The sequence below is a fragment of the Pseudomonas sp. HMSC057H01 genome (genome assembly GCF_001836405.1).
Taxonomy (GTDB): domain Bacteria; phylum Pseudomonadota; class Gammaproteobacteria; order Pseudomonadales; family Pseudomonadaceae; genus Pseudomonas; species Pseudomonas aeruginosa.
Genome location: NZ_KV828426.1, coordinates 37,459 through 52,301, shown reverse-complemented (window position 1 = coordinate 52,301; position 14,843 = coordinate 37,459). Strand labels below are relative to the sequence as shown.

12 protein-coding genes are annotated in these 14,843 nt (G+C 66.4%); all 12 read left to right on the top strand.

From position 1 onward, the window contains the following. The first annotated feature begins 53 nt into the window (after positions 1-53). Positions 54-1,835 carry an NADH-quinone oxidoreductase subunit C/D gene (nuoC, locus tag HMPREF2581_RS08645; RefSeq protein ID WP_003090458.1) on the top strand — a complete coding sequence of 594 codons (1,782 nt, stop codon included), beginning with the start codon at positions 54-56 and terminating at the stop codon, positions 1,833-1,835. A 1-nt stretch (position 1,836) separates the two neighbouring features. Beyond that, complete coding sequence (gene nuoE / locus HMPREF2581_RS08640; protein ID WP_003090460.1) at positions 1,837-2,337, top strand: NADH-quinone oxidoreductase subunit NuoE; 501 nt, start codon at positions 1,837-1,839, stop codon at positions 2,335-2,337. After that, positions 2,334-3,680 carry an NADH-quinone oxidoreductase subunit NuoF gene (nuoF, locus tag HMPREF2581_RS08635; protein ID WP_003138934.1) on the top strand — a complete coding sequence of 449 codons (1,347 nt, stop codon included), beginning with the start codon at positions 2,334-2,336 and terminating at the stop codon, positions 3,678-3,680. Before nuoE ends, nuoF begins: the two co-directional genes overlap by 4 nt. Before the next feature lie 131 nt (positions 3,681-3,811). Then, the gene (gene nuoG / locus HMPREF2581_RS08630; RefSeq protein ID WP_003138932.1) at positions 3,812-6,529 is read left to right on the top strand and encodes an NADH-quinone oxidoreductase subunit NuoG; all 2,718 of its coding nucleotides are present in this window, start codon (positions 3,812-3,814) and stop codon (positions 6,527-6,529) included. Then, complete coding sequence (nuoH, locus tag HMPREF2581_RS08625) at positions 6,526-7,521, top strand: NADH-quinone oxidoreductase subunit NuoH (RefSeq protein ID WP_003090465.1); 996 nt, start codon at positions 6,526-6,528, stop codon at positions 7,519-7,521. The genes nuoG and nuoH overlap by 4 nt, the downstream gene beginning before the upstream one ends. 11 nt (positions 7,522-7,532) lie before the next feature. Further along, complete coding sequence (gene nuoI, locus HMPREF2581_RS08620) at positions 7,533-8,081, top strand: NADH-quinone oxidoreductase subunit NuoI (protein ID WP_003090467.1); 549 nt, start codon at positions 7,533-7,535, stop codon at positions 8,079-8,081. A gap of 11 nt (positions 8,082-8,092) precedes the next feature. After that, entirely contained in the window at positions 8,093-8,593 is a 501-nt protein-coding gene (nuoJ, locus tag HMPREF2581_RS08615; protein WP_003090473.1) for an NADH-quinone oxidoreductase subunit J, read from the top strand. Between the two features lie 45 nt (positions 8,594-8,638). After that, the gene (nuoK, locus tag HMPREF2581_RS08610; RefSeq protein WP_003090475.1) at positions 8,639-8,947 is read left to right on the top strand and encodes an NADH-quinone oxidoreductase subunit NuoK; all 309 of its coding nucleotides are present in this window, start codon (positions 8,639-8,641) and stop codon (positions 8,945-8,947) included. Further along, complete coding sequence (gene nuoL / locus HMPREF2581_RS08605) at positions 8,944-10,791, top strand: NADH-quinone oxidoreductase subunit L (protein ID WP_003138929.1); 1,848 nt, start codon at positions 8,944-8,946, stop codon at positions 10,789-10,791. The genes nuoK and nuoL overlap by 4 nt, the downstream gene beginning before the upstream one ends. A gap of 27 nt (positions 10,792-10,818) precedes the next feature. Beyond that, positions 10,819-12,348 (top strand): NADH-quinone oxidoreductase subunit M, encoded by a 1,530-nt coding sequence (gene nuoM / locus HMPREF2581_RS08600; protein ID WP_003090479.1) that lies wholly within the window; start codon positions 10,819-10,821, stop codon positions 12,346-12,348. A gap of 7 nt (positions 12,349-12,355) precedes the next feature. After that, the gene (nuoN, locus tag HMPREF2581_RS08595) at positions 12,356-13,816 is read left to right on the top strand and encodes an NADH-quinone oxidoreductase subunit NuoN (RefSeq protein WP_003090482.1); all 1,461 of its coding nucleotides are present in this window, start codon (positions 12,356-12,358) and stop codon (positions 13,814-13,816) included. A 114-nt stretch (positions 13,817-13,930) separates the two neighbouring features. Then, positions 13,931-14,740 carry a class I SAM-dependent methyltransferase gene (locus HMPREF2581_RS08590; RefSeq protein WP_003138925.1) on the top strand — a complete coding sequence of 270 codons (810 nt, stop codon included), beginning with the start codon at positions 13,931-13,933 and terminating at the stop codon, positions 14,738-14,740. Positions 14,741-14,843 lie beyond the last annotated feature (103 nt).

The following is a 14,843-nucleotide window of genomic DNA, read 5'->3' as shown; positions in this document are numbered from 1 at the left end:
CCGGCCGAGACCAGCCGCGTTCACCCCACCGTTGACCGAAAGCGACCGAGACCATGACTGCAGACTCCGCTCTGTACATCCCGCCTTACAAGGCAGACGACCAGGATATCGTCGTCGAACTGAATTCCCGCTTTGGCGCCGAGACCTTCACCGTCCAGCCCACCCGTACCGGCATGCCGGTGCTCTGGGTCCCGCGCGAAAGACTGATCGAAGTCCTGACCTTCCTCCGTCAGGTACCCAAGCCCTACGTGATGCTCTACGACCTGCACGGCGTCGACGAGCGGCTGCGCACCCATCGCCGCGGCCTGCCGAGCGCCGACTTCAGCGTGTTCTACCACCTGATGTCGCTGGAGCGTAATAGTGACGTGATGATCAAGGTCGCCTTGTCCGAGCGCGACCTCAACCTGCCCACCGCCACCCGTATCTGGCCCAACGCCAACTGGTACGAGCGCGAAGTGTGGGACATGTACGGCATCACCTTCACCGGCCACCCGCACCTGACCCGCATGCTGATGCCGCCGACCTGGCAGGGCCATCCGCTGCGCAAGGACTACCCGGCGCGCGCCACCGAGTTCGATCCCTACTCCCTGTCCGCCGCCAAGCAGGACCTGGAGCAGGAGGCCCTGCGCTTCAAGCCGGAAGACTGGGGCATGAAGCGCCACGGCGAGAACGAGGACTACATGTTCCTCAACCTCGGCCCGAACCACCCGTCCGCCCACGGCGCGTTCCGCATCATCCTGCAACTGGACGGCGAGGAGATCATCGACTGCGTCCCGGAGATCGGCTACCACCACCGCGGCGCCGAGAAGATGGCCGAGCGCCAGTCCTGGCACAGTTTCATCCCCTACACCGACCGCATCGACTACCTCGGCGGGGTGATGAACAACCTGCCCTACGTACTCTCGGTGGAGAAGCTCGCCGGGATCAAGGTGCCGCAGCGGGTCGACGTGATCCGGATCATGATGGCGGAGTTCTTCCGTATCCTGAACCACCTGCTGTACCTGGGCACCTATATCCAGGACGTCGGCGCCATGACCCCGGTGTTCTTCACCTTCACCGACCGCCAGCGCGCCTACAAGGTGGTCGAGGCCATCACCGGCTTCCGCCTGCACCCGGCCTGGTACCGCATCGGCGGCGTCGCCCACGACCTGCCGCGCGGCTGGGACAAGCTGGTCCGCGAGTTCCTCGACTGGATGCCCAAGCGCCTCGACGAGTACGAGACCGCGGCCCTGAAGAACAGCATCCTGCGCGGCCGGACCATCGGCGTCGCCCAGTACAACACCAAGGAAGCCCTCGAGTGGGGCACCACCGGCGCCGGCCTGCGCGCCACCGGTTGCGACTTCGACCTGCGCAAGGCCCGCCCCTACTCCGGCTACGAGAACTTCGAGTTCGAGGTACCGCTGGCCCACAACGGCGACGCCTACGACCGCTGCATGGTCAAGATGGGCGAGATGCGCCAGAGCCTGCGGATCATCGAACAGTGCCTGAAGAACATGCCGGAAGGCCCGTACAAGGCCGACCATCCGCTGACCACGCCGCCGCCGAAAGAACGCACGCTGCAACACATCGAAACCCTGATCACCCACTTCCTGCAGGTTTCCTGGGGCCCGGTCATGCCGGCCAACGAAGCCTTCCAGATGATCGAGGCGACCAAGGGTATCAACAGCTACTACCTGACCAGCGACGGCAGCACCATGAGCTACCGCACGCGTATCCGGACGCCCAGCTTCGCGCACCTGCAACAGATCCCCTCGGTGATCAACGGCAGCATGATCGCGGACCTGATCGCCTACCTGGGTAGCATCGATTTCGTTATGGCTGACGTGGACCGCTGACATGAGCCAGAGCAACCTGATTCAGACCGACCGTTTCGTCCTCAGCGAAACCGAGCGCTCGTCCATCGAGCATGAAATGCATCACTACGAGGACCCGCGCGCGGCGTCCATCGAAGCCCTGAAGATCGTCCAGAAGCAGCGCGGCTGGGTGCCGGACGGCGCCATCCCGGCGATCGGCGAGGTGCTGGGGATCCCGGCCAGCGACGTCGAAGGCGTCGCCACCTTCTATAGTCAGATATTCCGCCAGCCGGTGGGCCGCCACATCATTCGCGTCTGCGACAGCATGGTCTGCTACATCGGCGGCCACGAGTCGGTGGTCGGCGAGATCCAGAAGCAACTCGGCATCGGTCTCGGCCAGACTACCGCCGACGGACGCTTCACCCTGCTCCCGGTCTGCTGCCTGGGCAACTGCGACAAGGCCCCGGCGCTGATGATCGACGACGACACCCATGGCGACGTGCGTCCCGACGGTGTCGCCAAACTGCTGGAGGCCTACGTATGACCCTTACCTCCATTGGTCCGGCCAACCGCATGGCGCGTTCGGCGGAAACCCATCCGCTGACCTGGCGCCTGCGCGAAGACGCCCAGCCCGTCTGGCTCGAGGAATATCAGAGCAAGGACGGCTATGCCGCGGCGCGCAAGGCGCTGACCCAGATGGCCCAGGACGACATCGTCCAGACCGTCAAGGACTCCGGCCTCAAGGGCCGCGGCGGCGCGGGCTTCCCCACCGGCGTGAAGTGGGGCCTGATGCCGAAGGACGAGTCGCTGAACATCCGCTACCTGCTGTGCAACGCGGACGAGATGGAGCCGAACACCTGGAAGGACCGCATGCTCATGGAGCAGCTGCCGCACCTGCTGGTGGAAGGCATGCTGATTTCCGCGCGTGCGCTGAAGGCCTACCGCGGCTACATCTTCCTGCGCGGCGAATACGTCGACGCGGCGCGCAACCTCAACCGCGCCATCGACGAAGCCAAGGCCGCCGGCCTGCTCGGCAAGAACATCCTCGGCAGCGGCTTCGATTTCGAGCTGTTCGTCCACACCGGTGCCGGCCGCTACATCTGCGGCGAAGAGACCGCGCTGATCAACTCGCTGGAAGGCCGCCGCGCCAACCCGCGTTCCAAACCGCCCTTCCCTGCCGCCGTCGGCGTCTGGGGCAAGCCGACCTGCGTGAACAACGTGGAGACGCTGTGCAACGTGCCGGCCATCGTCGGCAACGGCGTGGACTGGTACAAGACCCTGGCCCGCCCCGGCAGCGAAGACATGGGCACCAAGCTGATGGGCTTCTCCGGCAAGGTGAAGAACCCCGGCCTGTGGGAACTGCCGTTCGGCGTCAGCGCCCGCGAGCTGTTCGAGGACTACGCCGGCGGCATGCGCGACGGCTTCCAGCTCAAGGCCTGGCAGCCCGGCGGCGCCGGTACCGGCTTCCTGCTCCCGGAGCACCTGGATGCGCAGATGTTCGCCGGCGGCATCGCCAAGGTCGGCACCCGGATGGGCACCGGCCTGGCCATGGCGGTGGACGACAGCATCAACATGGTTTCCCTGCTGCGCAACATGGAAGAGTTCTTCGCCCGCGAGTCCTGCGGCTGGTGCACCCCCTGCCGCGACGGCCTGCCGTGGAGCGTGAAGCTGCTGCGCGCCCTAGAGCGTGGCGAAGGCCAGCCCGGCGACCTCGAGACCCTCAAGCAACTGGTCAACTTCCTCGGCCCAGGCAAGACCTTCTGCGCCCATGCGCCGGGAGCCGTCGAGCCGCTGGGCAGCGCCCTCAAGTATTTCCGTGCCGAATTCGAGGCGGGCATCTCCCGCCAGCCTTCGGCCGCGCCGCGCCCGGCAACGGTCGGCGCCTGATGCTTTGCAGCCGGACGGCCAGCCGTCCGGCGATGTTTCGTCGTCGTGCCGCGGCCCGGCCGCAGGCCCGACGGAACCGTGAGTTTCTATTAGCCACGCCCGCTGACAACGGGCCAACGAAGACTTGAACCATGGCCACTATCCACGTAGACGGCAAGACGCTCGAAGTCGATGGTGCAGACAACCTCCTGCAGGCCTGTCTGTCCCTCGGTCTCGACATTCCCTACTTCTGCTGGCACCCGGCGCTCGGTAGCGTCGGCGCCTGCCGCCAGTGCGCGGTGAAGCAGTACACCGACGAGAACGACAAGCGTGGTCGCCTCGTCATGTCCTGCATGACCCCCGCCACCGACAACACCTGGATCTCCATCGAAGACGAAGAGGCCAAGCAGTTCCGCGCCAGCGTCGTCGAATGGCTGATGACCAACCACCCGCACGACTGCCCGGTGTGCGAGGAAGGCGGTCACTGCCACCTGCAGGACATGACGGTGATGACCGGCCACAACGAGCGCCGGTACCGCTTCACCAAGCGCACCCACCAGAACCAGGAACTCGGCCCGTTCATCGCCCACGAGATGAACCGCTGCATCGCCTGCTACCGCTGCGTGCGCTACTACAAGGACTACGCCGGCGGCACCGACCTCGGCGTCTACGGCGCCCACGACAACGTCTACTTCGGACGGGTCGAGGACGGCGTGCTGGAAAGCGAGTTCTCCGGCAACCTCACCGAGGTCTGCCCCACCGGCGTGTTCACCGACAAGACCCACTCCGAGCGCTACAACCGCAAGTGGGACATGCAGTTCGCCCCGAGCATCTGCCACGGCTGCTCCAGCGGCTGCAACATCAGCCCCGGCGAGCGCTACGGCGAGATCCGCCGCATCGAGAACCGCTACAACGGCTCGGTCAACCACTACTTCCTCTGCGACCGCGGTCGCTTCGGCTACGGCTACGTCAACCGCGAAGACCGTCCGCGCCAGCCGCTGCTGGTGCTGAGCAAGCAGAAGCTGAGCCTGGACGGCGCCCTCGACCAGGCCGCCGCCCTGCTGAAGGAGCGCAAGGTGGTCGGCATCGGTTCGCCGCGCGCCAGCCTGGAAAGCAACTTCGCCCTGCGCGAGCTGGTTGGCGAAGGCAACTTCTACAGCGGCATCAACGAAGGCGAGCTCGACCGCCTGCGCCTGATCCTGCAGGTCATGCAGGAAGGCCCGCTGCCGGTGCCGAGCATCCGCGACATCGAGGACCACGACGCGGTCTTCGTCCTCGGCGAGGACCTGACCCAGACCGCCGCCCGCATCGCCCTGGCCCTGCGCCAGTCGGTGAAGGGCAAGGCCGTCGAGATGGCCGCCGACATGAAGGTCCAGCCGTGGCTCGACGCCGCGGTGAAGAACATCGCCCAGCACGCGCAGAACCCGCTGTTCATCGCCAGCGTCAGCGCGACCCGCCTCGACGACGTGGCCGAGGAAACCGTCCACGCCGCACCGGACGACCTCGCCCGCCTCGGCTTCGCCGTGGCCCACGCGATCGACCCGAGCGCTCCAGCCGTGGCCGACCTCGACCCGCAGGCCCAGGCCTTCGCCCAGCGCATCGCCGATGCCCTGCTGGTGGCCAAGCGTCCGTTGGTGGTGTCCGGCAACTCGCTGGGCAACAAGGCACTGATCGAAGCCGCGGCGAACATCGCCAAGGCCCTCAAGCAGCGCGAGAAGAACGGTTCCATCAGCCTGGTGGTCGGCGAAGCCAACAGCCTCGGCCTGGCGCTCTTCGGCGGCGACTCCGTGGAAGCCGCGCTCGAGCGACTGACCTCCGGACAGGCCGACGCCGTGGTGGTGCTGGAGAACGATCTCTACCGCCGCACCGACGCCGCCCGTGTCGACGCAGCCCTGGCGGCGGCCAGGGTGGTGATCGTCGCCGATCACCAGCAGACCGCCACCACCGCCAAGGCGCACCTGGTGCTGCCGGCGGCCAGCTTCGCCGAAGGCGACGGCACCCTGGTCAGCCAGGAAGGCCGCGCCCAGCGCTTCTTCCAGGTGTTCGACCCGACCTACTACGACGCCAAGAACATGGTCCGCGAGGGCTGGCGCTGGCTGCATGCGATCCACAGCACCCTGCAAGGCAAGCGCGTCGACTGGACCCAGCTGGACCACGTCACCGAAGCCGTGGCCGAGGCCAAGCCGATCCTGGCCGGTATCCGCGACGCCGCACCGGCCGCCTCGTTCCGCATCAAGGGCCTCAAGCTGGCCCGCGAACCGCACCGCTACAGCGGGCGCACCGCCATGCGCGCCAACATCAGCGTGCACGAGCCGCGCACCCCGCAGGACATCGACTCGGCGTTCGCCTTCTCCATGGAAGGCTACTCCGGCAGCCAGGAAGACCGTCAGCAGATCCCGTTCGCCTGGTCGCCGGGCTGGAACTCGCCGCAGGCCTGGAACAAGTTCCAGGACGAGGTCGGCGGCCACCTGCGCGCCGGCGACCCCGGCGTGCGCCTGATCGAACCGAAGGGCGAAGGCCTCGACTGGTTCCAGGCCGTGCCGGTGCCGTTCAGCGCCAAGGCCGACAGCTGGAAGGTAGTGCCTCTGTACCACCTGTTCGGTAGCGAGGAAAACAGCTCGCGGGCCGCGCCGATCCAGCAGCGCATCCCGGAGACCTACGTCGCCCTGTCCAAGGAAGACGCGGACCGCCTCGGCGTCAACGACGGCGCGACCCTCGGCTTCCAGCTCAAGGGCCAGGCCCTGCGCCTGCCGCTGCGCATCGATGAACAACTCGGCGCCGGCCTGATCGGCCTGCCGGTCGGCTTCGCCGGCATCCCGGCGGCGATCGCCGGCTGCTCCGTGGAAGGTCTGCAGGAGGCTGCACAATGAGTTGGCTGACTCCCGCTCTGGTCACCATCATCCTCACCGTGGTCAAGGCCATCGTGGTGCTGCTCGCCGTGGTCATCTGCGGCGCCCTGCTCAGCTGGGTCGAGCGCCGCCTGCTCGGCCTCTGGCAGGACCGCTACGGCCCCAACCGGGTCGGTCCGTTCGGTGCGTTCCAGCTCGGCGCGGACATGGTCAAGATGTTCTTCAAGGAGGACTGGACCCCGCCGTTCGCCGACAAGATGATCTTCACCCTGGCCCCGGTGATCGCGATGGGCGCCCTGCTCGTCGCCTTCGCCATCGTGCCGATCACCCCCACCTGGGGCGTGGCGGACCTGAACATCGGCATCCTGTTCTTCTTCGCCATGGCCGGCCTGACGGTGTACGCCGTGCTGTTCGCCGGCTGGTCGAGCAACAACAAGTTCGCCCTGCTCGGCAGCCTGCGCGCCTCGGCCCAGACCATCTCCTACGAGGTGTTCCTGGCCCTGTCGCTGATGGGCATCGTCGCCCAGGTCGGCTCGTTCAACATGCGCGACATCGTCCAGTACCAGATCGACAACGTCTGGTTCATCATTCCGCAGTTCTTCGGCTTCTGCACCTTCATCATCGCCGGCGTCGCCGTGACCCACCGTCACCCGTTCGACCAGCCGGAAGCGGAGCAGGAACTGGCGGACGGCTACCACATCGAGTACGCCGGGATGAAATGGGGCATGTTCTTCGTCGGCGAGTACATCGGCATCGTGCTGGTCTCGGCGCTGCTGGCGACCCTGTTCTTCGGCGGCTGGCACGGTCCGTTCCTGGACACCCTGCCCTGGCTGTCGTTCTTCTACTTCGCCGCCAAGACCGGCTTCTTCATCATGCTCTTCATCCTGATCCGCGCCTCGCTGCCGCGTCCGCGCTATGACCAGGTGATGGCGTTCAGCTGGAAGGTGTGCCTGCCGCTGACCCTGATCAACCTGCTGGTGACCGGCGCGCTCGTGCTGGCCGCGGCCCAGTAAGGAGAACCACCGTGATCAAAGAAATCATCAACGTCGTGCATGGCACCTTCACCCAGCTTCGCAGCCTGGTGATGATCTTCGGCCATGCCTTCCGCAAGCGCGATACCCTGCAATACCCCGAAGAGCCGGTCTACCTGCCGCCGCGCTATCGTGGCCGGATCGTCCTGACCCGCGACCCCGACGGCGAGGAACGCTGCGTAGCCTGCAACCTGTGCGCCGTGGCCTGTCCGGTTGGCTGCATCTCCCTGCAGAAGGCCGAGACCGAGGACGGTCGCTGGTATCCGGAGTTCTTCCGCATCAACTTCTCGCGCTGCATCTTCTGCGGCCTGTGCGAGGAAGCCTGCCCGACCACCGCGATCCAGCTCACCCCGGACTTCGAGATGGGCGAGTTCAAGCGCCAGGACCTGGTCTACGAGAAGCACGACCTGCTGATCTCCGGCCCGGGCAAGAACCCGGACTACAACTACTACCGCGTTGCGGGGATGGCGATCGCCGGCAAGCCGAAAGGCGCCGCGCAGAACGAAGCCGAACCGATCAACGTGAAAAGCCTGCTGCCATAAGGAGACGTCGCGTGGAATTCGCTTTCTATTTCGCTGCCGGCGTCGCCGTACTGGCCACGCTGCGGGTCATCACCAACAGCAACCCGGTGCATGCCCTGCTCTACCTGATCATTTCCCTGCTGGCCATCTCGATGACCTTCTTCAGCCTCGGCGCACCCTTCGCCGGCGCCCTGGAGATCATCGTCTACGCTGGCGCCATCATGGTTCTGTTCGTCTTCGTGGTGATGATGCTCAACCTCGGCCCGGCCGTGGTCGAGCAGGAGCGCAAGTGGCTCACGCCCGGCATCTGGGTCGGGCCTTCGGCCCTGGCCCTGGTCCTGCTGGTGGAACTGCTGGTGGTCCTCGCCCGCACCCCGAGCGGTGCCGGCATCGGCCATACCACGGTAGACGCCAAGGCGGTCGGCATCAGCCTCTACGGCCCGTACCTGCTGGTGGTCGAACTGGCCTCCATGCTGTTGCTCGCGGCCCTGGTCGCTGCCTATCACCTGGGTCGTCAAGACGCCAAACAATAAAGGTTCGGCGGGCGCCCTGCGCCCGCCCCAAGGGAACGTAACGCTATGAACGCAATACCACTGGAACACGGCCTGGCCCTCGCCAGCGTCCTGTTCGCCCTCGGACTGGTCGGCTTGATGGTGCGACGCAACATCCTGTTCGTACTGATGAGCCTGGAAGTGATGATGAACGCCGCCGCCCTCGCCTTCGTGGTCGCCGGCAGCCGCTGGGGCCAACCCGACGGCCAGGTGATGTTCATCCTGGTGCTGAGCCTCGCGGCCGCCGAAGCGAGCATCGGCCTGGCGATCCTGCTGCAACTGTATCGCCGCTTCCACACCCTCGATATCGACGCTGCCAGCGAGATGCGCGGATGAACCTTCTACCTCTTACCTTCCTGTTCCCCCTGGTCGGCTTCCTGCTGCTGTCGTTCTCCCGCGGCAGGTGGTCGGAAAACCTTTCGGCGCTGGTCGGCGTCGGCTCGGTCGGCCTCTCCGCCCTGAGCGCGGCCTGGGCCATCTTCAGCTTCCACAGCAGTCCGCCGGAAGGCGGCGCCTACAGCCTGGTGCTGTGGCAGTGGATGGCGGCCGGCGACTTCAGCAGCAACTTCACCCTGTACCTGGACGGCCTCTCGGTAACCATGCTCGGCGTGGTTACCGGCGTCGGCTTCCTGATCCACCTGTTCGCCTCCTGGTACATGCGTGGCGAAACCGGCTATTCGCGCTTCTTCGCCTACACCAACCTGTTCATTGCCAGCATGCTGTTCCTGGTGCTGGGCGACAACCTGCTGTTCCTCTACTTCGGCTGGGAAGGCGTGGGCCTGTGCAGCTACCTGCTGATCGGCTTCTACTACAGCAATCGCAACAACGGTAACGCGGCGCTCAAGGCATTCATCGTCACCCGCGTCGGCGACGTGTTCATGGCTTTCGGCCTGTTCATCCTGTTCCAGCAGTTCGGCACCCTGAACATCCAGGAGCTGCTGGTGCTGGCGCCGCAGAAGTTCCCGGAAGGCAACCTCTGGCTGACCCTGGCGACCCTGGCCCTGCTCGGCGGCGCGGTCGGCAAGTCCGCCCAACTGCCGCTGCAGACCTGGCTGGCCGACGCCATGGCCGGCCCGACCCCGGTCTCCGCGCTGATCCACGCCGCCACCATGGTGACCGCCGGCGTCTACCTGATCGCCCGTTGCCACGGCCTGTTCACCCTGGCCCCGGACATCCTCGAACTGGTCGGCATCGTCGGCGCGGTGACCCTGGTCCTGGCCGGCTTCGCCGCCCTGGTGCAGACCGATATCAAGCGCATCCTCGCCTACTCGACCATGAGCCAGATCGGCTACATGTTCCTCGCCCTCGGCGTCGGCGCCTGGGACGCGGCGATCTTCCACCTGATGACCCACGCCTTCTTCAAGGCCCTGCTGTTCCTCGCCTCGGGCGCGGTGATCATCGCCTGCCACCACGAGCAGAACATCTTCAAGATGGGCGGCTTGTGGAAGAAGCTGCCGCTGGCCTACGCCAGCTTCGTGGTCGGCGGTGCGGCGCTGGCCGCCCTGCCCTTCCTCACCGCGGGCTTCTACTCCAAGGACGAGATCCTCTGGGAGGCCTTCGCCAGCGGCCATCGCGAGTTGCTGATCGCCGGCCTGGTGGGTGCGTTCCTGACCTCGATCTACACCTTCCGCCTGATCTTCGTCGCCTTCCACGGCGAGCCGAAGACCGAAGCCCACGCCGGCCACGGGATTTCCCACTGGCTGCCGCTCAGCGTGCTGATCGTCCTGTCGACCTTCGTCGGCGCCCTGATCACCCCGCCGCTGGCCGGCGTCCTGCCGGAAAGCGTCGGCCACGCCGGTGGCGAAGCCAAGCACAGCCTGGAACTGGCCTCGGGCGCCATCGCCATCGCCGGCATCCTGCTGGCCGGCCTGCTGTTCCTCGGCCAGCGCCGCTTCGTCAGCGCCCTGGCGAAGAGCGCCCCGGGTCGCTTCTTCGGTACCTGGTGGTACCACGCCTGGGGCTTCGACTGGCTGTACGACAAGCTGTTCGTGAAACCCTACCTGCTGCTCTGCCAACTGCTGGGGCGCGACCCCATCGACCGTACCCTGGGCGTCGTTCCGTTCAGCGTGCGCGGCGGACACAACCTCCTCAGCCTCACCGAGAACGGCCGCCTGCGCTGGTACGCCGCTTCCCTGGTGGGTGGCGCCGCCATCCTGCTCGGCGCGCTGCTGCTGGCCTAACGAATTCACGGAGAGACTGAGCCTGTCATGATTCTGCCCTGGCTAATCCTGATCCCCTTCATCGGCGGTTTCCTCTGCTGGATCGCCGAACACAGCAGCAAGACCCTACCCCGCTGGATCGCGCTGCTTTCGATGACCCTGGTCCTGATCCTGAGCCTGTGGATCTGGGCCACCGGCGACTTCCAGCTGGCGCCCGCGCCCGGCGGCGAGCCGGAATGGACCCTGCAATTCAAGGTGCTGTGGATCGAGCGTCTCGGCATCAGCGTCCACCTGGCGATGGATGGCCTGTCGCTGCTGATGGTCGCCCTCACCGGCCTGCTCGGCGTGCTCTCGGTCCTCTGCTCCTGGAACGAGATCCAGCGCCGCATCGGCTTCTTCCATCTGAACCTGCTGTGGATCCTGGGCGGTGTGATCGGCGTGTTCCTCGCCATCGACCTGTTCCTGTTCTTCTTCTTCTGGGAAATGATGCTGGTGCCGATGTACTTCCTCATCGCGCTGTGGGGACACAGCTCCGATGACGGCAAGAAGACCCGCATCTACGCCGCCACCAAGTTCTTCATCTTCACCCAGGCCAGCGGCCTGGTGATGCTGGTGGCGATCCTCGGCCTGGTGTTCGTCAACTTCAATGCCACCGGCGTGATCACCTTCGACTACGCCACCCTGCTGAAGACCCAGCTAAGCCCCCACGTGGAATGGCTGCTGATGCTCGGCTTCTTCGTCGCCTTCGCGGTGAAGATGCCAGTGGTGCCGGTGCATTCCTGGCTGCCGGACGCCCACGCCCAGGCGCCCACCGCCGGCTCCGTGGACCTCGCCGGCATCCTCCTGAAGACCGCCGCCTACGGCCTGATCCGCTTCGCCCTGCCGCTGTTCCCCAACGCCTCGGCGGAATTCGCGCCGATCGCCATGTGGCTCGGCATCATCGGCATCTTCTACGGTGCCCTGCTGTCCTTCGCGCAGACCGACATCAAGCGCCTGGTCGCCTACTCCAGCGTTTCGCACATGGGCTTCGTGATGATCGGCATCTACTCCGGCAGCCAGGTCGCGCTGCAGGGCGTGGTGGTACAGATGATCGCCCACGGCCTCTCCGCCGCGGCGCTGTTCATCCTCTGCGGCCAGCTCTACGAGCGCCTGCATACCCGCGACATGCGCAAGATGGGCGGCCTGTGGTCGCGCATGCCCTACCTGCCGGCGATCAGCCTGTTCTTCGCCTCGGCGTCGCTGGGCCTGCCCGGCACCGGCAACTTCGTCGGCGAGTTCCTGATCCTGATCGGCGCCTTCAAGGTGGTCCCGGTGATCATCGTGATCGCCACCTTCGGCCTGGTCTTCGCCTCGGTCTACTCGCTGATCATGATCCACCGCGCCTACTTCGGACCCAGCCAGTCCGACGAGCCGATCCTCGGCCTCGACGCCCGCGAACTGAGCATGGTGCTCGGCCTGGCGGTCCTGCTGGTCCTGCTCGGGGTCTACCCGCAGCCGGTGCTGGACATCTCCGCGGCCAGCATGCACGGCGTGCAGCAATGGCTGGGCGCAGCCCTTTCCACCCTTGCAGGACGGTAGTCGCGAAATGACCTTTACGATCCAACACTTCATCGCGCTCCTGCCACTGCTGATCACCAGCGCCACCCTGGTGGTGGTGATGCTGGCGGTAGCCTGGAAACGCAATCACTCGTTCACCGCCACTCTCTCGGTGATCGGCCTCAACCTGGCCCTGCTGTCGCTGCTGCCGGTCCTCGGCGTCACCCCGATCGAGGTGACCCCGCTGGTGCTGGTGGACAACTACGCCTGCTTCTACATGGCCCTGGTGCTGGTCTCCGCCCTGGCCTGCGTGACCCTCGCCCACGCCTACATGGAAAGCTATCCGGGTAACCGCGAAGAGCTGTACCTGCTCCTGCTGCTGGCCACGGCCGGCGGCCTGGTGCTGGTCAGCGCGCAGCACCTGGCCAGCCTGTTCATCGGCCTGGAGCTGCTCTCGGTCCCGGTCTACGGGATGGTCGCCTACGCCTTCTTCAACAAGCGCTCGCTGGAAGCCGGCATCAAGTACACCGTGCTCTCGGCCGCCGGCTCCGCCTTCCTGCTGTTCGGCATGGCCCTGCTCTACGCCGAGTCCGGTACCCTGGGCTTCGCCGGCCTTGGCGCCAAGGTCGCCGAGCACGTGCTGAGCGGTCCGCTGGTCAGCGTTGGCGTCGGCATGATGCTGGTCGGCCTGGGCTTCAAGCTGTCGCTGGTGCCCTTCCACCTGTGGACCCCGGACGTCTACGAAGGCGCCCCGGCGCCCGTCTCGGCGTTCCTCGCCACCGCCAGCAAGGTCGCGGTGTTCGCCGTGCTGCTGCGGCTGTTCCAGATCGCCCCGGCGGCCCTGGACAACCAACTGCTGAACATCTCCCTGAGCGTCATCGCGGTCGCCTCGATCCTCTTCGGCAACCTGCTGGCACTGACCCAGAGCAACATCAAGCGCCTGCTCGGCTACTCGTCCATCGCCCACCTGGGCTACCTGCTGGTCGCCCTGATCGCCAGCAAGGGCATGGCCGTGGAAGCGGTCGGCGTCTACCTGGCCACCTACGTACTGACCTCCCTCGGCGCGTTCGGCGTGATCACCCTGATGTCCACCCCGTACAGCGGCCGCGACGCCGATGCGCTGTTCGAGTACCGCGGCCTGTTCTGGCGCCGGCCGGTGCTGACCGCGGTGATGACCGTGATGATGCTGTCGCTGGCAGGCATCCCGCTGACCGCCGGCTTCATCGGCAAGTTCTACGTGATCGCGGTCGGCGTCGAGTCGCACCTGTGGTGGCTGATCGGCGCCCTGGTGCTGGGCAGCGCCATCGGCCTGTACTACTACCTGCGGGTCATGGTCACCCTGTTCCTGGTCGAGCCCGGCATCCGCCAGCACGACGCACCGTTCAACTGGGGCCAGCGCGCCGGCGGCATCATGCTGGTGGCCATCGCCCTGCTGGCGTTCTTCCTCGGCGTCTACCCGCAGCCGCTGCTGGAAATCCTCCAGCATTCCGGCCTGGCCCTCGCCGGCTGAGTCGCCCGCTCCACGAAAACCCCGCCTCGGCGGGGTTTTTCTTTGGCCCGCCCCACGCACCCTGCCCCGCTGCCGTGGCATGCTCCGCGCTCCATGGATGAACCCGGAGGCCTCATGCCCACCTTCCACGATATCGACGTCCTGCGACACAACAGCGCCAGTTGGGACGCCCAGGCCGCCCGTGACTGCGAATGGTCGCGACCGGTCAGCGCCGAAGAGGTCGCCGCCGCACGCCGCGGCGACTGGGCGGTGAAGCTAACCCCGGGCGCGTTACCCGCTCACTGGCTGGGCGACGTACGCGGCCGCGAGATCCTCTGCCTGGCCTCGGCCGGCGGCCAGCAGGCGCCGATCCTTGCCGCCGCCGGCGCACGGGTCACGCTGTTCGACGCCTCGGCGGGACAGCTGGACAAGGACCGCCAGGTCGCCGCCCGCGACCGCCTCGAACTGGCCTGCGTGCAGGGCGACATGCGCGACCTCTCGACCTTCGCCGATGCCTCCTTCGACCTGGTCTTCAATCCCATCTCCAATCTCTACGTCGACGATGTCCTGCCGGTCTGGCGCGAATGCGCGCGGGTGCTGCGGCCGGGCGGCAAGCTGCTGGCGAGCTTCTACAACCCGGCGCTGTTCATCGAGGACCGCTCGCCGGAACTGGCAGAGCAGGGCCTGATCCGGCCGCGACATCGCCTGCCCTACTCCGACCTGGAAAGCCTCTCCGCCGAAGCCCTCGCGGCGAAGCGCGAGAAAGGCGAAGCCCTGGTGTTCGGCCATAGCCTGACCCAGCAAATCGCCGGCCAGCTCGCCGCCGGCCTGCTGCTGCAGGATTTCTACGAAGACTGGCAACCGCACCCGCGCTTCGTCATCGACCGCTTCATGCCGACCTTCCTCGCCACCTGCGCGCTCAAGCCGAGGTCCGCCGCCGGTTGACAGCGGCGAGCCCTGAGGAGTGCCGGCAAGCGCTGCTCCATGTCCGGTTGCGCAACGGTCGCGATGTACCGGGTTCGACGCACTGTTAGCCGAAGGCCCCAGG